Genomic DNA, 17,831 nt, shown 5'->3' on the forward strand with positions numbered 1-17,831 from the left:
CACGCTTTATCTCTTTATCAACCACCTAAATCAAAACATTTTCTCAAAAAATTGAACTGAAGAAAAACTGATAACTATCAGTTTATTGAAGATAATAGTGAAAATAACCAACTTGTGAGTTTTTTGAGATGGAAAGAAGTAAAAAAAATTTTCGGACAATAAAAGTTAATAAATATAGCGTTAAATATAAAATATCAGATTGCGTTAGTAACGAAGGTCGCTTTTTAAGCTACACGATTAACTTTTGCAATAGGACCCGATAAAACATCAAATATCCAGCCCCTTTACCTATAGGTGTATTATGCGATCTGTGCAAAAAAAATTAAATAATTTATGCGCATCAGTATTTTCATTGCGAGGTTCCGCTCACATTTAAGCTGGTCTATCATTTGCATTGATGGGCTGCGGATTGGCTTGAAAAGGCAAGTGAATAATGTACTTTTTATTTCACTTATTTTAGGATTTAAGACGGAAAACGAATAAAGCAATTTTCCACCTCTCTAAGTCGAGAGGTGAAAATCTATAATTGTTTTTTGTTAATTTATGCCTTAAGACCTAATAGATATAGAGCGTGATTACAATTTGCAGGTCAAAAGCTAAATTTATTACTGGTTGTAAGCTGCTGGATGTTGCTTAAACCTGGAAGCTGCCCGAGCAAAAGCCGTAGATATTACCCTTATAATGGACTGTATCTCTAACACTAGAAGCCACGGCCATCTGACAAACTGGGTCGGCCTTATTATCAATAGCATAGCCAGTTTTCATTGATTGAGGATGCAGTACAGTTTCCATTCCCCCATCGTACATTTCCTTCATGTCCTTTACAACGAAGGGGTCAGTATTATCCGTTCTTCCACCTTTAACTGGTGGCTGGGGATCATATTCCAGATCTAGCATAACCATCTGCGTATATTTTTCGCCCATGATATCCTTTATCACTGCAAGGCTCATGTCGATTCCGGCAGAAACACCTGCGCTGGTCCAGTACTTACCACTTTTTACGTAACGCTTATTTTGAGAACTAATCCCGAACTCATCTTTTAACAATGATTTCCCGTACCAGTGTGTTGTAGCCTGTTGGTTCTTTAATAGTCCTGTTGCGGCAAGTAACCATGCACCGGTACATACGCTGGTTGTGTATTTCGAGCGTTTGTCGATGTTCCTGATCCAAGTCAGCAAGGTAGTATCCTTTGTCAATGAATAGGATCTGTTAAGCCCCCGGGATGACCAGAATATCAAGTTGCTTGACCTCATTAATGGAACTATCGCATTGCACGCTCATACCGGAAGTATAGATCATTCCCTTATGACGGCCGACGAAGAACACCTTTGCTCCCATCAGTTCACTAAATATATTATATGGACCCATTGCATCCAGCAACGCGTAATTATCATACAGCAGAATACCCACAGTTTTTATCTTTGACTTAGGTGCAGGAAAATCAATCCTTTGCTTTTCTGCACCTTTACCGTCTTGTTTTGTTTCCTTTTTTTTATCTGTGCAAGCTGCCATAATAATTGTCAGCAATGCAGCTAAAATTACTTTCTTCATTTGGATAGAATTAAAATTTTGCGGTAAATGTTGTTCCATAAGTTTTAGGGCTTCCAAGCATGAAGGATCTGAATGAGCCGTAGGCTACATACTTCGCGTTGGATGCGTTTCTCATCCAGCCACTAAGCTCAAATCTCCTAGTCGTAATACCTGTCTTGAAGTTAAAAAGAGTGTATCCTGGCTGGCTCAGGCCGTTAATAAAATCAAAATAAAACCTGCCCAAGTATCGATACTCTCCCCTGCCAAAAACAGATAGCCCTGGTTTACTTCTGGCAAAATTGTAGGTATATTGTGCAGCAAGCATAGAACTAAGGGGTGGAGTATTAATTGGCTGGTTTCCCTTGAAGTTAACCACTGCATTTTGATCTGCACTATAAAGTAACAGCGAGGAATAACGTGCGCGGGAAAAGCTTGCATTCCAGTCGATCTGCAAGCCTTTAACAGGCAACGCAGTAAGTTCCAGTTCCAGACCCTTATTTCGCATCTCACCCACATTTAAGATGAGTGCGTTGATGCCATCCATTGCAGTACTAATCTGCTGATTGTGCTGTTCTAGATAAAATGCAGTCAGGTTAAGCTTTAGCTTGTGATCAAAGAACATATTCTTCCAACCGATCTCAAAGTTGTCTGAATTCTCCGGTGCATAAGGAACCTGAGCCGGATCGGTAGCATTTGTATTCAATCCCCCGGCACGGAAACCTCGTGCATAGCTTCCATATAAGAGCATGTCCTGGTCTAATTTATAGCTCAAAACAAATTTTGGGGTAAGGCTTAATACATCCGTTTACCAAGAATTTGCCAATGTCTTCTAATTTTTGCAAAAATAAGGTTCGGTATATCCCTTATGCCTATTTTGCAAGCCTCAAGGCATCAGCGAACTCATCGGGGTGGGGGCTGTTTATGATAGCTATGGCGGATGCTTCCACATCGTACTCAACACGTCTGAATTCAATTTCGATACTATTTTTATCGGTTGTGGAACTGCCTGCATTTAAGTGAACTATAACGTAACATCCCTTTAGGTCACCGTCTTTAGGCTTTCCGACGGATCCCAGGTTGATCAAATGTTTAAGCCGTCCATCTCGTGTCTCTAAGATTCGGTGATACGGTTTATGGGAGTGCCCGACAAAAAGCAGATCTGCCTCAGCTTCTTTAAGCATTTCCAAAACATAGTCTGCATCTGTGTCTATCAGGATATATTCATCTATGCTCCTGGTACTGCCGTGCGCAAAAACAAGGTTTAGTTTTTCACCGTTCAGTTTATATTCTAACCTGATATGTGCCGGAAGCGTTGTCAGATATTCCCTGTTATCCTCACGAATCAGGTGATAAGCATATTTTTTTTCCGGTTCATTTAAACTTTCAGGAGTGGTAATGATATTTTCAACTTTTTCGTCATGGTTGCCTTTTAAGGTTGCAATCCCTCTTCTGCGGATTTCATCAATGACTTCATTGGGATAGATATGGTAGCCTACAAGATCCCCCAGACAATATACGGCATCGGGCTTTTGGCTGTCCATATCTTGCAGCATGGCTTCAAAAGCGGGGAAATTGGCATGGACGTCAGAAAATAATGCAATTCTCATATCTGAAAAGGTGTTTAGAATTGTTTGTTAGTTAGTAGCCTCTGTTGTGGTATAATATTTTTTCCTGAACCAGAAGGCCAGATTAACCAAGGCAATCAATGCGGGTACTTCCACCAAAGGTCCGATTACTCCGGCAAATGCCTGTCCCGAATTGATTCCAAACACACCAATGGCCACGGCGATCGCCAGTTCAAAATTGTTACCAGTGGCAGTAAAGGCAATGGAAGTACTTCTAGAATAATCTGCCCCGAAATACCTGCCTGCAAAAAAGCTGACGATGAACATGATAGAGAAATAGATCACCAGCGGTATGGCAATACGAACCACGTCCATTGGTATCTGTACGATCAGGTTACCTTTCAGGCTGAACATAATGACAATGGTAAACAGCAAAGCGATCAGGGTTATAGGAGATATAAATGGGATAAACCTGTTCTGGAACCAGTCTTCACCTTTGAGTTTGATCAGTGCATATCTGCTGATAACACCCATTGCAAATGGCAATCCTAAATAAATGCCCACGCTTTTTGCGATCTCACCAATGGTTATATTTACCTCAAGGCTTTTCAGGCCAAAGAAAGGTGGCAATACGGTAATGAATATATAGGCAAACACGCTGTATAACAATACCTGGAAGATGCTGTTCAATGCGATCAGGCCAGCGGCATATTCGCGGTTACCTTCTGCCAGCTCGTTCCATACCACCACCATGGCGATACAACGTGCTAGCCCGATCAGGATCAGGCCAACCATATATTCAGGATAGTCCCTTAAAAAAGTAATGGCCAGAAAGAACATCAACAGCGGACCGACCACCCAGTTCAGCACCAGGGAAACGCTCAACACTTTGGTATCCTTAAACACTTCGCCCATATTTTCATATTTTACCTTGGCAAGTGGCGGGTACATCATCAGGATCAGGCCGATGGCCAGTGGGATGTTGGTTGTACCGCTGGAAAAGGAATTGATAAAACCGGAAGATGATGGGATAAAATAGCCGATGCCAACCCCTATCGCCATCGCGATAAAGATCCATAGGGTCAGGTAACGGTCAAGGAATCCCAGTTTTTTTCGTTCTTCAACGGGGGCACAATTGTTTGCACTCATGGTTTATCTGTTTATATACTGGTTTACAAAATCTGCTGAATAGGCTTTGATCAGCTCACGTACCCTTCTGAATTCGTCCATCATTTCCTCTGGCGTTCCTGTAGCCTTTGCAGGGTCAGGGAAATTCTTGTGGAAACGGTCTACTTTTCCCGGAAAGAAAGGACAGGCTTCATTGGCATTATCGCAAACAGTGATTACTGCATCAAAATCAATTCCGCCATATTCATCTACATGGTTCGAGGTATGTCCCGAAATATCGATATGATCTTCTGCCATGACTGCGATAGCTTTTGGATTTACGCCATGTGTTTCAATCCCTGCGCTGTATATTTCCACCTGATCTCCGGCAAAATGCCTTAAATAACCTTCTGCCAACTGGCTTCTACAGCTGTTTCCTGTGCAGAGTACTAATATTTTTTTCATGTTTTTATTCTTGTCCTATTATTTTACTTCTTCGTTCCATCAGCACTGTATCCCGCCATACCCCGTCCATCTTGCCGATCTTTTCGCGATAACCGATTTCTCTAAAACCAAGCTTTTCGTGCAGGGCGATACTACCCGTATTTTCAGGAAAGATGCCTGATTGCAGCGTCCAGATGTTACTGGCCTCACTTTCGGTAACCAGCTTTTGCAATAGCGCCCCACCTATCCCTTTACCTCGATAGCCTTCATGTATATAAACGCTCACTTCTGTTACCCCTGCATAGACACATCTGCCTGAAACAGGGGTTAAAGCTGCCCAGCCTGCCACGTTACCATCAATGATAGCAACATAGCGGAGACCAGCCAGGTGGCCTTTGTCCCATTCTTCCCATGCCGGGGCATCGGTCTGAAAGGTAGCCTGCTTAGTGGCGATACCTTGTAGATAAATAATTCTAACCTCTTCCCAGTGCAAGGGGAGTAATTCTATAATTTCCATACGCTGATTAGCAGCAGCCCGAACCGGGTTCACAGGTCTGTCCCGCCCCAGCAAGGTTTACCATCTGTAATTTTGGTTTTTCTTCTTTCACCGCTGGTGCACAGCATTCTTCCCCTGTTTCTGTTGTTCCACAACTTCCCCCACGTCCGATTGCTTTGCACTGCGTAAAATCAGGGATCAGGTTAACGATCAGGTTATCGCCATCGATCAAAAATTCGCCGGAATACATCTGTCTGGTATCAAACTGTGAGTTTCCAAACTCTATCTTAACGGTTCCCAGGGGGTTAAGTGGTAAAGATTTTTCTACCAGACTTACAATCGACAACGCTTTGCTAACCTGCATGGCCCTTTCGCTTTCCTGTACGGATGGCTCCCAAAGCTGTACGATAATTTCTGTCCAGGTATTCATTTTTCCTCCGCAATCCACAGATACGATCGGTGCCTGTTTGATTTCGGTAATATGGTATGAAGCGTCTACCCACTTACCTTCCGCATACTGGAATTGAAGGATCAGTTCTGGATGTTGTTCTAATGTGGCTTTGAATGTTTGCCAGTTAGTCAATTCTGCATTGTTCATAATATTGCAATTTAACGATTGATATAAATAAAAAAAGGTTAGCAGCAGCTGGTTTCGCCTTTGTACGAGCCAAAGAATGTACCCAACTGTTCTTCCAATAATTTCCAGGTTTTAGGGTTGATACAATAGCAGACACTCACGCCTTCGATCGTTCCCTGAATGATCCCGGCTGTTTTAAGTTCTTTAAGGTGTTGCGAAATGGTTGCCTGTGCTAAGCCCAATTCCTCTACCAGATCCCCGCAGATACAGGTATTGGATATAAGGATCCTTTGCAGGATGGCGATGCGGGCAGGATGCGCAATTGCTTTCAGCAGTGTGGAAAGCTGGTTCTGCTCGTCGGTGAATATTTCTGATCTTGTAAGTCCCATAATTTTATATCGCAATATTACGATATAAAATCAATAACCCAAAATTAATTTGATTTTTATTTGTGCTGACTAGAAAATCAAAAAGCTGCATTTTACGTTTTCATCCGCTTGAAAAAACCAAAGCCTGCGATCTATTAGGTACTTCAATAACGTCCATCGGTAACAGCATCTACCTTATTTCTTAATTAAAAAATATCAGTCGATTTTGGCATTTCTCAATCTCAGGGAATTTAATATAACTGAAACCGAGCTAAAGCTCATCGCGAGTGCAGCGATCATTGGAGAAAGTAAAATTCCAAAAAACGGATATAAAATACCTGCCGCTATCGGAATGCCCAATATATTGTATCCCAGGGCAAAAAACAGGTTTCCTTTGATATTTGCCATAACGTTATGGCTTAACAACCTTGCTTTTGCGATCCCGTTTAAATCTCCCTTCACCAATGTAATCGCGGCGCTCTGGATCGCTACATCCGTTCCCGTGCCCATCGCAATCCCGATATCAGCCTGGGAAAGTGCAGGGGCATCATTGATGCCGTCACCTGCCATGGCTACCTTTTTGCCTTGGGCCTGTAGTTTTTTTATTTCATTCAGCTTATCTTCCGGTAACATCTGAGCTTTGAAACCATCCAGATTTAAAGTTGAGCTTACTGCCCTCGCTGTATCCTCATTGTCTCCGGTAAACATAATCACCTTGATGCCTTCCTGCTGGAGCTTTAGAATCGCAGCTGCGCTGGAAGGCTTGATCTTATCCGAAATCACGACAAACCCCACTGCCTGATTTTCAACCGCCAAATAAGAAACTGTTTTACCCTGCCTTTGAGCGGCACTAACCTGCTCGGCCAGACTTGGATCAATCACCGCTTTAACATGCTCCATCAGTTTTTGGTTCCCCAAAGCCAGTCTTTCCCCATTCAGACTGCCTGTTACTCCCTTCCCGGTAACGGCCTCAAAGTCAGATATAGCCTTAACGGATATTTCGTTTTCCTCCCCATAACGCAAAGTTGCCTGAGCCAATGGATGTTCGCTGCTGCTGTTCAAAGCCACAATTTTTTCGAGTATATTCTTCTGAGAAAAATCTGGATTTACACTGACCACCTTTTCTACCGAAGGTTTACCTTCTGTAACCGTACCCGTCTTGTCGATGACCGCTACATCAATCGCATTCATTTTCTCAAGGGATTCCGCATTTTTGATCAGTATCCCAGACTGGGCGCCCTTCCCTACTCCCACCATTACGGACATTGGGGTAGCCAGGCCCAGCGCACATGGACATGCAATAATCAATACCGCGATTGCATTTACAAAAGCATAAACGTAGGCTGGATCGGGGCCGTATACTGCCCACACCACGAACGTTGCGATGGAAATCAATACCACAACAGGCACGAAATAACCTGAGATTTTATCCGCCATCTTTTGGATGGGCGCTTTTGAGCGGCTGGCGGAATTGACCATTTCGATGATCTGTGACAGCAGTGTTTCTGAGCCCACTTTTTCGGCAAGCATCACAAAAGTCTTATTGCCGTTGATGGTGCCTGAACTTACCTTGTCGCCTATTTTTTTCTCAACAGGAACGGGTTCTCCTGTGATCATTGATTCATCAATTATAGCTTCCCCGGTCTTAATACTACCATCCACCGCAATTTTGTCACCAGGCTTGACCCTCAGCAGATCTCCTTTCTGAATATCATCAATAGATACTGATATTTCCTTGTCCCCAACCACTTTTGTTGCTGAATTAGGGGCCAGCTTCAACAGCTCCTTAATGGCGCTGTTGGTTTTGCCATGCGCCCGGGCTTCCAAAAGCTGACCGAGCAGTACCAGCGTAAGAATCACGGTTGCCGCCTCAAAATAAACGAAAACGGTGCCATGATGTGTTTTAAACTGATCAGGAAAAACTCCGGGGAATAGAAGGGCAACAATACTGAAGCCCCAGGCAACCCCGGCACCAATCCCAATCAGTGTAAACATGTTCAGTTTCCAGGTTATTATAGATTGCCATGCCCGCTGAAAGAACATCCAGGTTGCATAAAAGACCACCGGAATAGAAAGAAAAAACTGAACCCAATTCCAGTATTTAAGTTCCAATAGATCAAACAATGGATTATTTGGAATCATTTCAGTCATGGCTATAACAAAAATGGGTATGGTAAAACCTGCTGCTATCTTGAACTTTTTGAGCAGGGTTTCATAAGTTTTATCTTCTTCTTCAAGGTTTGTCCCAGTAGGCACCAGGTCCATTCCGCAGAGCGGACATGATCCTGATTTGTCCCTGATAATCTCGGGATGCATGGGGCAGGTAAATTGAGATGCCTGTTTCTTGGCAGGCTGTTTTACCAGGTCCATCCCGCATACAGGGCAGTGACCTGGCTTATCATAAGTCTTCTGACTTTCACAGTGCATAGGACAATAAAACAGGCCTCCCTCTTCATTTTTATCATCATTTTGAGCCGCGGGACTTTGCTCATTGGCTGAATGATCCTGATTATGATGTTCTGACGAATTTAGAACATGTTTTCCCTGAACTGCCATTTCAATACCATAATGTCCGGCGGCAGAAAGAGCCTCCTGCAGCTTTTCTATGGGGATATGTTCTTGCATAGTTATGACGGCTTCAGCAGGTTCAAGGGTTACCTGTGCAGAAACGCCATCAATCGCATTCAGCACATTTTCAACTTTGCTCCGACAGCCCTGACAGCTCATTCCGGTTATTTTATAGGTGTGTTCCATGTTTTTGATTTGTTAGTAGCTTAATGTCAATCCGGCGCCATAGCCCATATCACTGTCGTAATGTGTTGAAAGCCCAAAGTACTTCGTAACGATGTACCTGAATCCGGCCATATATTCCTTATCGGTATTGACCATAAACTGGAAGCGCAGTCTTTTGGAAACAGGGATATCTTCCCTCATCAGCTGAAACCTGACATTCCCCTTGTGATCGAGGGAAGCATCTGCAACGATCAACAGCGGTAGGGTATATTGAACTCCCAAATGAAATACCTGCCTGAAATTTTTGGTATTTCCCTGCCCGAAAAGATTGTTTCCCGGCGAAAGTGATTGCCCGAAAACATTCTTGTCCAAGGGATCAACCGTTCTTTTTCTAAAATCCCATCCGACATAGGGCAATAGCCATTGGTTTCGCCCGATATATCTTCCAAAATGACTTTCACTTTCATAGCCCATTTCCTTGTCAAACCCAATCCGCCATTCAGTGGTAAAGCGGTAACGGGTATTGGCGAGCATAAACTCACCATCACTTCCGTTTGTTTCAATCCCAACCCGTGCCATTGGATGAAATGCCCTGTCATCACTGAAAAGTTTTCGCTGTGCCAGCTTGGGGTCCGGAATTTCGGGATTAGGCGGAGAATTCTCATAACTGAATACCCTTCCCATACCGCTCATCATATGGTAGAGAATATGGCAGTGGAAGAACCAGTCGCCTCCTGGCTCTGTTGCTGCAAATTCAAGGGTATCCCGCTCCATGGGCATGATGTCGATAATGTTCTTCATTGGGGCATATTCTCCCTGCCGGTTAATTACCCTGAAGTCATGGCCGTGAAGGTGCATAGGATGGCGCATCATACTGTTGTTGTAAAGGATTATCCTAACATTTTCGCCCTTTTTTATCAGTATCTTATCGCTTTCAGAAACAGTTTTGTTATCCAGCGTCCAGACGTAACGGTTCATATTTCCCGTAAGGTCAAACTTGAGTTCCTTCCATGGGCCTTTTGGCAGGGTTGTTTTCTTTGGATCTCGAAGCATATTATAGTTCAGAGTAACGATATCGGCGGTTTCTGCCTCCATATTCATCCCTGCCATGGTCTTGTCAACAGACATCTGCATACCCGGCATCCCTTTCATTTTTTTCTCTGTTTTCGGATTTTCTTCGCCGGTTACCTCCGGGTACATCACCGTATTCATATCCATAAGCTGGTTCTGCATCTTCATGCCTTCCATCTGTACCATATTGCCGCTCATATCCATCATATCGTTCATCATCTTCATTCCGGCAAAATATTTCAGTTTGGGCATTTTCTCTGCATGCACCTTTTCTCCCTTGCCCAGCCATAGCGATGCTGATCCCGTACGGTCTTCAGGAGTGACCAAAAATTCATAGCTCTTATTTTCCGGAATCGTGACCACTACATCATAGGTTTCGGAAACCGCTATAATCAGCCTGTCGACCTCTACAGGCTCCACATCATTTCCATCAGTCGCCACAACGGTAATCTTGCCCCCTGCATATTTAAGCCAGAAATAATCTGAGGCACCCCCATTTGCAATACGCAGCCTTACCTTGTCCCCAGCCTTGAACTGCGGCTGTTCGTTCTGATTTTTCCCATTGATGAGAAAGGCTTCATAATACACATCGCTCACATCCATGGCATTCATGCGCTTCCATTCATTGGCTACCTTTGTTTTAAAATGTCCGGTCCTGATCGCTTCTGCATAACTCTGGGTAGTCCCTTTTTTGATTGCAAACCAGTCGTTGGCATTTTTCAGGCTTCTATGAACCTCCTCGGGCTTCATATCTGTCCATTCGCTAATGACTACTGGAAGGGTTGGAATATCCCACTCCGTACGTTTGTTCATTATAAATGCCCCATACATACCTATCTGTTCCTGAAGGCCGCTATGGCTGTGGTACCAGTGCGTTCCATGCTGGACGATGGGGAACTTATAGATGTAAGTAGCGTGCGGTTTGATCGGCATTTGGGTCAGAAAAGGAACACCGTCCATCTTGTTCGGAAGAAAAAGTCCGTGCCAGTGCAGTGCGGTTTCCTCGTCAAGATTATTATGCACGTAGATCAGTGCGGTATCGCCTTGCGTAAAGGTCAGTGTCGGCATAGGAATCTGTCCGTTTACCGCAATTGCCCGCTTTGATTTTTTTCCATAAGTTACCGTTGTATCGGCTATGTAAAGATCATAACGCACGGTGCGTGGCGGAAATTTATTCGAAACGGTTCTAATCGGGCCCAAATTAGCCTTTGCAGTTTTGATATTTTCCATGTCAGAACCGTTATCATCCATTGCCATGCCCGCCATATCACCCATATCCTCACTCTTTTTGGAACTTTCCTTTATTTCCCCATTCTTCTCAGGGTTAGCCTTGGGCTTTTCCTTAACAAGCTTCATCCCACATTTGGGACAGTTGCCAGGTTTGGAATCATGGATCTCGGGGTGCATTGGGCAGGTATAGGTTACTGATTCTGGTTTCGGCTTACTTTCCAATTTTTCTGCCGGCATTTTCATGACTTCCATAGCCCCCTTTTTTGCTTCCTGTTTCTTATTGAGTAGATCAGCTGTCTTTGCCTTATCCGCTTTACCTTTCTGCAGGATAAGCTTCATTCCGCACTTTGGACAGTTCCCGGGTTTTTCCGATTGTATTTCCGGGTGCATCACACAGGTATAGATCACCCTGGACTGACCAGCACTGCCGTTCTTGTCCGTTTTCATTCCCTTCATATCCTGGGCGGAAACCACAGAATAGAGTATCAATAAAAAGACTGTTAATATATTTTTCATTTCTTTGTTAATTTAAAGAGCAGTGAGATTCTTTCTGGTCAAACTATCCCTTGAATCCTGTACCCACTTTATGAGTATCGACTTTTCCCTCGGATCTAATATTGCATTTCTGTGGATCATGATATAAGAAGAAAGCTGCATTGTACCATCTTTTAAGCTATTTTCTATGGCCCGAAGTTTGTTCTGACGCCTTCGCAAGGTATAGCCGGCGAATTCATTAAAGTTTAGCTCCTCTTTTCCCGATCGTATGTGACTGTTAAGGTACCAGTGAAGCGGCTGAACATAGGCATACCATGGATATTCTGTGTTGTTGCTATGACAGTCATAACATGATTTTTTAAGTATCCCCTGTACATCATCAGGCACAGGAACAAGTGTGGATATATCCTGAGGCATAACCTGCGCGCTTTTATTGCGTGCAGGCTGTAAGATCTGCATAAGCAGGAAGATAACTAATAGCCCAAGAAAGATTTTCTTTATGCCCGTCATTTTTGTGCTATTTCAGTTCTTCCTTAACAGTACCACAGGTCGGCATCGTTTTTCCAAGGTAAGGGTTTTTGATCTCCTTTACCTCACTCACCCACATCGCACCCTTGTTGTTGTTGTACATGGGACAACGGTCAACATACAGGGGCTTGTCAGTGCCAAGGAGCTTGATCATGTCGTACATGTCTTTGCTCAGCATATCGAAATGCTCACGTTGATGGGCAATATTGCCTGCATTGGAACCGATATGCTCTGCGTGCTCCTTGGCATCATCCCGAATATCGCTATATGCCCTGGCCTGCTCCGAGGTCAATGATTTTTCATCAAAACTGGCGAACCCTGCGACTATTTCACTGCCTGCGGCAGCAGCTTGTTTATCATCGTCCGTGGTAAGGGCATTTTTCAGTTTCAGATAGCCGGATAAAAGCGCAGCCGTTTGGTTTTTTTTTACCTTATTGGTTTCCCTAGAAACATTTTTGGTCGTGGAATCCGCTACAGCAGAATCTTGCTTTTCATTTTTGCCATTTGTACAGGCGGCAAGGAAAAATAGTGGGCCCAGAAGGCTATATATTAATGTTTTCATTGTTATTGATATATTTTGAATAAATTATTTCGAGCTGTATGTAGAATATATGCACAGCTATATTGAACGGACCAAAACATCTCAATGCTAAATGTCCGTTCAATAACAATATGAATTATTTGATAGTCTCTTTTACTGCACCACAGGTCAGCATCTGCTTACCGAAATAAGGGTTTTTGATGCCAGCGTTATCAGAAAGCCAATAGCTCTTTTTCATCGGACAGTAGGCATAATAAACAGGCGCTTTGGTGAGTTTAACCGCTTTCGCCAGTTTAAAAAGATTGGCAGAAAAAGTTGCGAAATGTTCTCTCTGATGGGCAATATCCTTACTCTCCAATATGTGTTTGGCATCAAAGGCAAGCTTATCCTTCAAACCCATAAATATATTCATATCGGCTTCTGCCATTGATTTCATGTCCATATTGACCAACTCTTTGGAAAACTCAGCGGCTTTTGAGGCGGCGACTGTCGCATCTGCATTTATCAATGCATTTTTGATATCGTAATAAGAAGTTAAAAGTGACTGTGTCTGGCTATTTTGCGCAATGACGCGGCCAGTGAAAACGATTGCCAATAGGACAACCAGAAGAAATATTTTTTTCATGATTTTAAGATTAAATGTTTACGCTATTTCCGCAGGAGTTTTGTCCGCGCGAAAGTCAGGCACCATGTCAATGTAACACGGGCTCTATTGGTAATTCGTGGTGAAATCTTATATCTGAAAGCTATTGATGGTTATCCGGATGTCCCTATTGGGTGGCCGCTCCCGCTGTCCGGCGTAAACACTCTTTTTGAGAACCAGTTTGACAGAAGGAATTAAAAAATTGTAATGATAATCTGGAAGCAATAGAACAGGTAGGATAACCTGGTTTTTAACGCTTTGGGGAACAAGCTTCCCCTGAACCACAAGGTCGTTGACCAGAGTCTTGCAACAGGGTTCTTCTTTTGAAAGATTCGGTCCATTTGAAGCGCTGTGTTTATGCACATGTGCCCCTTTATGCTGATGATCATGTTTGTGATTATTCTTTTTAGAGGAAACATGTACATCACTTTCTCCATGATTATCTCTTTCCATTCCAACTGCACAGGCAAAGCCAACAACAGTGTTGAGCAGAAAAATCACTAAAAGAAAGATGGCTTTGGTTTTCATCAGACTACAAATCTATATAAAGATGCGAAATTAAATTTATATAATTTTCCATATCTTTTATATAATTATATTAGAAAATCACCTCAAATTTCTGACATTGAACTTGTTTCAATATTTTTCGGCCCCTCGAAAAGTAATTTCGTTTCGCCGACTCCGACCTGTCAAATGCTGGATTTGCTTTTCTACAAAGTCCAGACAGTATTTAGCGCAATCAAGTTACATACTATGCCAAATTTTACTTACCATGGGTATTTATCCATAACATATGACGCACCAAATCATAACCTTACCCTCCATTTTTAAATATCGATTCACTCTCCAACAGGTAGGCTCCAGTTGTGACCACTATTTCACCTGGTGAAATGCCGGACAATACCTGCACATAACCCTCGTTCCCTGCTCCGGTACTGACCTTTCTTCCAGAAAAACTTCCATCACTATTTTTGATCCATACCTTATTGCCTTTACCTCCTGCGAGTATTGAAGATCTGGGCACAGCAACAGCATTCTGTTTTCCATTATCAATGGAAATGTATGCCAACATCCCCGGCCTGATCAGCCCTTGCGTATTTGGAACTGCGATCCGGATGAGCACAACCTTAGATTCATCTGATAGTTCAGGATTTAAAAATCCGACCTTACCTTTAATAACCTGTCCGTTCAGGTCTGGAAAAGAGACATTCACCATGTCATTTTCCTTATAGTTTCCGCTTTCGCTGGCATATAACTGCGCCTCTATCCATAGACTGTTCAACCCTTGGGTTTTTAATATAGCCATCCCTTCGGTTACATAGTCACCTTCATGGACCGCTATATCACTTACCGTTCCATTGACCTTACTGTATATGGTAGCTGTTGCCGATGCTTTGGATAAAGAAGAAAGGCTTTTGATCTGGGCGGTGTTCAGCCCCCACAATAATAATTTGTGCTCTACTGTCTTGATCAGGGCCTCATAATCTACATCGGGATTATTTAAAACTTTCTGTTGCTGTCTTGCCAAAAGGTATTCTTTTTCGGCCGATAAGAGGTCTTCACTATAAATGGAATACACTGCCTGACCAATTGTTATTTTCTCTCCTACAGACCTAACAAATAAACGCTGTATCCGTCCGGCTATTCTTGCACTGATCTCTTCTGCCCTACTTTCATCTGTAACAACAGTTCCGGTCAGCAGTTTTTCACCCCCTGTATTTTCTTTCCTTACTGTATCAACCATTATTCCGGCTAACTGGATCTGACTTGCGGTTAATGTTATTTTTTCCGTGGCTGAATTCCCTGAACCAGTAAGCTCAACTTTGATCAGCTTCATACCACAGATCGGACAGTTGCCCGGATGGTCTTCATGTATCTGTGGATGCATCGAACAGGTATAGTAAAATTTGCTTTTTACTTTTACCACCGGCTGTACTTTTTGTTTACAGCTGTTGAATATACTTACTGAAAGCACCACAAACAGCAAGACACAGATCCTTTTCAGGTTAATTCTTTTTATATTATTCATGACCCTTTGTTTTGATGAAACTCTCGCTGTCTGTTAAATACCCTGCATCTACTGCCAGCGTATCGGTTGCGGAAAGGCCTCTTGTTATCTGTATTTCGTTCCCATTGAAAGTCCCAATATTTACGCTATGTGCATAGTATGAGCCGCCTTTTTTTAACCAGATTATTTTTGTCTGCCCAAGATCCTGCAGAGCAGACCTCGGTATCCAAAGCCCTTTGGATTTTCCCGTCCCTATCGAGGCATTGATTAAACTGTTTACCTTCAGCTGATGTTCCATATTGTCCAGATAAACCCTGACGCTAACTGTTTTGTCACCTTGCTGAAGGGTAGGTTCAATAAAATCTACTTTCCCATATAGCGTTTTACCTGGCAGATCGGGTAGTGTAATCTTAACCGGTTGATTTAACTGTAAGCTGGCCAGTGAATTTCTGTCAATCTTGATAATGGCCCACAGCCTATGGGGGTCAACAACATTGAACAAAGTCTGTCCTTTTTCTACATATATCCCCTCTTTTATAGCAAGGGGCATGTTACGACTGAAATCAGGGCCTTGGTCTGAACCCACTGCCCCAGCCATCTGGCTATGTGCAGCATCATGGACATGCCCTTCGTAGGCACTGTATACTGGTAAGCTATAAAATGCTTTGCCCGTTCTGACTACCTGCTCAACCTGGACAGCTGTCATTCCAAGCAGCAATAGTTTTTGCTTAGCAGCCCTGAGCAACTCGGTTTCGCCTGAAGAATTCTTTGCGATATAGATCAGGTCCTGTTGAGCGGTTACCATATCTGCACTGTATATATCAAAGATGCGCTGTCCCGGATGGATCTTCTGAAAGGCAAATTTGATGTACACCTTTTCGATGCGTCCGGAAAAACGCGAGGCGATATTGTTAAATGTCCGGGTATCAAAATCCAGATAACCTTCTGCGGAGACCTGCGTGGCCACTTCTTTTTCTTGGGGCAAGGCAAAAGCCACCGAGGAGATCACCGTACTGTTAACAGGCTCCAAAACTGTTTTTAAGCTGATGCCCGAACCCTCGCTTGCCTGACCTGCTTTTTTTACCAGTGTCATCCCACAGATCGGACAATTACCAGGATGATCCTCCAGTACCTGTGGATGCATCGGGCAGGTATATTGTACAGCGGTTTTGGATTGAGACCCGACCGGTGCCTGGTTAGGATTGGAACAGGCGGCGATCAGCAACATACCAAAAAGAATGACCGGTAATATGATCTTAATGCATTTCATTTTCTTTTTCATAAGCTACCTGTATTAATAATATTTCCCCTAACCGTTCTAAAGCATCTATCCTTGCTGTCTGCAGACTTTTTATGCTTTCCAGTACTGGCAGCAGTTCACCGGTATTCTGTTCATAGACGAGGAGCGATGTTTTATAACTGTTCTGTAGGGCGGGAATAATGTTCTGCCGGTAGTTTTTCAACTGCCTGGATTTACCTGTCCATGCAGCCTTCAGTCCAGCCAGCTCTCCTTCTGCCTGGTTGAGGAGCGAGATCTTGCGTTCGCGCTGCTGATCTATTTCGTATTGATTGCCCTTCAGGTTTGCTTTATAGCTCTTGGAAGACCAGGGTGCAATTGGGATGGTGATTGAACCCATTAAAATGTACTGGTTGGGCATCCCGCCATAACTGAACATATGTCCCGCCTGCAGCCCGAAGTCGGGTTTACGTTTACTGTATTCTACTTTGGCATTAAGCTGTTGCAGTTCTATACTGCGATCAATCCCCCTGATATCGCTCCGTACCGATGCAAGTGTAGCCGTATCGGTCACTGTAGCCGCATAATCCCTGACCACAAGACTCGTGTCTACCATAAAATCCTGCCCCTTGTCCCGGTTCATCAGTGTATTGAGCAGGATATTTTTCTGTTTGATTTCACTTTTAATTTCTTCCCGGCTATTGTCCAGTTGAAACAGTTCAGCTTTGGTCTTATAGATATTATCCAGTTTTTCCTTTCCATAGGTAAGCCGGATATTGGAAGCCTTTAACATGTATTCCAGTAAGCCACTGGTGTTATCCAAAAGTGCCAGTTTCTTTTCCAGGATTGCCCGCTCAAAATAATATTGTTTGGCCTGTGCGTTCAACTGGTTGTTCATGTATTTCTTTTCTTCGGCGGTAACCCTGGATATGCTTTTCATGTAGTTTTCCTTTGCACGGAGCTTGGCCGGGTTGGTGAACATCTGATCGGCAGTAACCATAAAGGAACCGCCATCGGGCTTAAGCTGATAAGGCGTCTGGTACTGTCCTGCGCTCAGCTTTGGGGCATCCAGGCTTCTGGCAGAGCCCGCGTAGGCATTCTGCGCATTGATCTGCGCGTCGTAAGTCCGCAATAAGGGGTTGGCCGCAACCCTTGCCAGCACGCTGTCCAATGATAGGTATTCCTGCTGTGCCTTAACCGTTAAGCTAAGGGTACACAACAATAGGCCGTATATTATTCGATGATTTATTTTCATGG

The 17,831-nt window shown here is 43.4% G+C and carries 17 protein-coding genes and 1 pseudogene; all 18 read right to left on the reverse strand.

Features of this window, described 5'->3' with window-relative positions; all coding sequences use genetic code 11:
* Positions 1–633: 633 nt before the first annotated feature.
* A complete protein-coding gene (locus ACZZZI_RS07250) occupies positions 634–1,197 on the reverse strand; it encodes a DJ-1/PfpI family protein (RefSeq protein ID WP_463489040.1) in 564 nt (187 codons plus the stop codon).
* 13 nt (positions 1,198–1,210) lie between these two features.
* Positions 1,211–1,591, reverse strand: a complete 381-nt coding sequence (locus ACZZZI_RS07255; protein ID WP_463489041.1) for a type 1 glutamine amidotransferase family protein — start codon at positions 1,589–1,591, stop codon at positions 1,211–1,213.
* Positions 1,563–2,309 (reverse strand): annotated as a pseudogene (locus tag ACZZZI_RS07260) (TonB-dependent receptor domain-containing protein); the annotation flags it as partial. The gene ACZZZI_RS07255 and the pseudogene ACZZZI_RS07260, both read right to left, overlap by 29 nt.
* Positions 2,310–2,400: 91 nt before the next feature.
* Positions 2,401–3,138, reverse strand: a complete 738-nt coding sequence (locus ACZZZI_RS07265; protein ID WP_463489042.1) for a metallophosphoesterase family protein — start codon at positions 3,136–3,138, stop codon at positions 2,401–2,403.
* Positions 3,139–3,165: 27 nt separating this feature from the next.
* The gene (gene arsB, locus ACZZZI_RS07270) at positions 3,166–4,245 is read right to left on the reverse strand and encodes an ACR3 family arsenite efflux transporter (protein ID WP_131538571.1); all 1,080 of its coding nucleotides are present in this window, start codon (positions 4,243–4,245) and stop codon (positions 3,166–3,168) included.
* Between the two features lie 3 nt (positions 4,246–4,248).
* Positions 4,249–4,668, reverse strand: a complete 420-nt coding sequence (locus ACZZZI_RS07275; RefSeq protein WP_039474411.1) for an arsenate reductase ArsC — start codon at positions 4,666–4,668, stop codon at positions 4,249–4,251.
* A gap of 4 nt (positions 4,669–4,672) precedes the next feature.
* Positions 4,673–5,164, reverse strand: coding sequence for a GNAT family N-acetyltransferase (locus ACZZZI_RS07280; RefSeq protein WP_039474415.1), 492 nt, complete (start codon positions 5,162–5,164; stop codon positions 4,673–4,675).
* Positions 5,165–5,171: 7 nt separating this feature from the next.
* Positions 5,172–5,741 (reverse strand): DUF6428 family protein, encoded by a 570-nt coding sequence (locus tag ACZZZI_RS07285; RefSeq protein WP_463489043.1) that lies wholly within the window; start codon positions 5,739–5,741, stop codon positions 5,172–5,174.
* A 38-nt stretch (positions 5,742–5,779) separates the two neighbouring features.
* On the reverse strand, positions 5,780–6,109 hold the full coding sequence (locus ACZZZI_RS07290; protein WP_039474421.1) for an ArsR/SmtB family transcription factor: 330 nt from the start codon (positions 6,107–6,109) through the stop codon (positions 5,780–5,782).
* A 195-nt stretch (positions 6,110–6,304) separates the two neighbouring features.
* A complete protein-coding gene (locus ACZZZI_RS07295) occupies positions 6,305–8,842 on the reverse strand; it encodes a heavy metal translocating P-type ATPase (RefSeq protein ID WP_039474424.1) in 2,538 nt (845 codons plus the stop codon).
* A gap of 12 nt (positions 8,843–8,854) precedes the next feature.
* Positions 8,855–11,638 (reverse strand): multicopper oxidase domain-containing protein, encoded by a 2,784-nt coding sequence (locus ACZZZI_RS07300; RefSeq protein WP_082018555.1) that lies wholly within the window; start codon positions 11,636–11,638, stop codon positions 8,855–8,857.
* A gap of 12 nt (positions 11,639–11,650) precedes the next feature.
* On the reverse strand, positions 11,651–12,127 hold the full coding sequence (locus ACZZZI_RS07305; protein ID WP_463489044.1) for a heme-binding domain-containing protein: 477 nt from the start codon (positions 12,125–12,127) through the stop codon (positions 11,651–11,653).
* Positions 12,128–12,134: 7 nt separating this feature from the next.
* On the reverse strand, positions 12,135–12,707 hold the full coding sequence (locus ACZZZI_RS07310) for a DUF3347 domain-containing protein (protein WP_231491311.1): 573 nt from the start codon (positions 12,705–12,707) through the stop codon (positions 12,135–12,137).
* A 115-nt stretch (positions 12,708–12,822) separates the two neighbouring features.
* Complete coding sequence (locus ACZZZI_RS07315) at positions 12,823–13,311, reverse strand: DUF3347 domain-containing protein (protein WP_039474432.1); 489 nt, start codon at positions 13,309–13,311, stop codon at positions 12,823–12,825.
* A gap of 108 nt (positions 13,312–13,419) precedes the next feature.
* On the reverse strand, positions 13,420–13,857 hold the full coding sequence (locus ACZZZI_RS07320; protein WP_131538574.1) for a hypothetical protein: 438 nt from the start codon (positions 13,855–13,857) through the stop codon (positions 13,420–13,422).
* Between the two features lie 286 nt (positions 13,858–14,143).
* Positions 14,144–15,358: an efflux RND transporter periplasmic adaptor subunit gene (locus tag ACZZZI_RS07325; RefSeq protein ID WP_052266075.1), complete on the reverse strand. Its 1,215-nt coding sequence runs from the start codon at positions 15,356–15,358 to the stop codon at positions 14,144–14,146.
* Positions 15,351–16,619: an efflux RND transporter periplasmic adaptor subunit gene (locus tag ACZZZI_RS07330; RefSeq protein WP_039474437.1), complete on the reverse strand. Its 1,269-nt coding sequence runs from the start codon at positions 16,617–16,619 to the stop codon at positions 15,351–15,353. Before ACZZZI_RS07330 ends, ACZZZI_RS07325 begins: the two co-directional genes overlap by 8 nt.
* Positions 16,594–17,829 carry a TolC family protein gene (locus ACZZZI_RS07335; RefSeq protein WP_463489045.1) on the reverse strand — a complete coding sequence of 412 codons (1,236 nt, stop codon included), beginning with the start codon at positions 17,827–17,829 and terminating at the stop codon, positions 16,594–16,596. The genes ACZZZI_RS07330 and ACZZZI_RS07335 overlap by 26 nt, the downstream gene beginning before the upstream one ends.
* Between the last annotated feature and the right edge of the window lie 2 nt (positions 17,830–17,831).

The organism is Pedobacter sp. AC190, from assembly GCF_979258025.1.

Coding starts and splice junctions, on each gene's coding strand:
- ACZZZI_RS07255 (WP_463489041.1), bottom strand. CDS start 1,591: ATGGAACAACATTTACCGCAAAATTTTAATTCTATCCAAATGAAGAAA.
- ACZZZI_RS07265 (WP_463489042.1), bottom strand. CDS start 3,138: ATGAGAATTGCATTATTTTCTGACGTCCATGCCAATTTCCCCGCTTTT.
- arsB (WP_131538571.1), bottom strand. CDS start 4,245: ATGAGTGCAAACAATTGTGCCCCCGTTGAAGAACGAAAAAAACTGGGA.
- ACZZZI_RS07275 (WP_039474411.1), bottom strand. CDS start 4,668: ATGAAAAAAATATTAGTACTCTGCACAGGAAACAGCTGTAGAAGCCAG.
- ACZZZI_RS07280 (WP_039474415.1), bottom strand. CDS start 5,164: ATGGAAATTATAGAATTACTCCCCTTGCACTGGGAAGAGGTTAGAATT.
- ACZZZI_RS07285 (WP_463489043.1), bottom strand. CDS start 5,741: ATGAACAATGCAGAATTGACTAACTGGCAAACATTCAAAGCCACATTA.
- ACZZZI_RS07290 (WP_039474421.1), bottom strand. CDS start 6,109: ATGGGACTTACAAGATCAGAAATATTCACCGACGAGCAGAACCAGCTT.
- ACZZZI_RS07295 (WP_039474424.1), bottom strand. CDS start 8,842: ATGGAACACACCTATAAAATAACCGGAATGAGCTGTCAGGGCTGTCGG.
- ACZZZI_RS07300 (WP_082018555.1), bottom strand. CDS start 11,638: ATGAAAAATATATTAACAGTCTTTTTATTGATACTCTATTCTGTGGTT.
- ACZZZI_RS07305 (WP_463489044.1), bottom strand. CDS start 12,127: ATGACGGGCATAAAGAAAATCTTTCTTGGGCTATTAGTTATCTTCCTG.
- ACZZZI_RS07310 (WP_231491311.1), bottom strand. CDS start 12,707: ATGAAAACATTAATATATAGCCTTCTGGGCCCACTATTTTTCCTTGCC.
- ACZZZI_RS07315 (WP_039474432.1), bottom strand. CDS start 13,311: ATGAAAAAAATATTTCTTCTGGTTGTCCTATTGGCAATCGTTTTCACT.
- ACZZZI_RS07320 (WP_131538574.1), bottom strand. CDS start 13,857: ATGAAAACCAAAGCCATCTTTCTTTTAGTGATTTTTCTGCTCAACACT.
- ACZZZI_RS07325 (WP_052266075.1), bottom strand. CDS start 15,358: ATGAATAATATAAAAAGAATTAACCTGAAAAGGATCTGTGTCTTGCTG.
- ACZZZI_RS07330 (WP_039474437.1), bottom strand. CDS start 16,619: ATGAAAAAGAAAATGAAATGCATTAAGATCATATTACCGGTCATTCTT.
- ACZZZI_RS07335 (WP_463489045.1), bottom strand. CDS start 17,829: ATGAAAATAAATCATCGAATAATATACGGCCTATTGTTGTGTACCCTT.